The organism is Rhizobium croatiense, from assembly GCF_019793465.1.
Lineage (GTDB): Bacteria > Pseudomonadota > Alphaproteobacteria > Rhizobiales > Rhizobiaceae > Rhizobium > Rhizobium croatiense.
The window spans coordinates 1-366 of record NZ_JAILYJ010000092.1; the positions used below are offsets into that span (position 1 = coordinate 1).

Annotated in this window: 1 protein-coding gene; it reads right to left on the reverse strand. The window is 57.7% G+C overall.

Annotated elements, in window-relative coordinates:
- Window positions 1-4: 4 nt before the first annotated feature.
- On the reverse strand, window positions 5-366 hold a 362-nt coding region (locus tag K6M89_RS30720; RefSeq protein WP_222141873.1), incomplete at its 5' end, for an integrase core domain-containing protein.

Sequence of the window (366 nt, forward strand, 5' to 3'; positions counted from 1 at the left end):
GCGACTAGATGTGGAGCCTCAACAGGTTGTCCTGGGTAAGAGCGAGCCTAGTGATTGGTGGTTTTGAGTTTAGACTTCCGTGAGGCCTGTGCCAATTGTAGCGATGAAGCCATCGTGGCAGTTCGGCGGCGCGCATGTCCGAGTTGGGATAGGCGACGGCGTAGGCCCACTCTCTGAGGGCGGTCTGGATGAAGCGTTCGGCCTTTCCGTTGGTTTTAGGCGTATATGGTCTGGTGCGAACGTGCTTGAGGCCGTTGTCGCGACAAGCTTGGCCGAATGGCTTTGATGTGTAGCAGGGACCATTGTCGGTCATGACGCGCTCGACCGCGATCCCGAGGCTGGCATAATAGGCCAATGCCGCCTTCA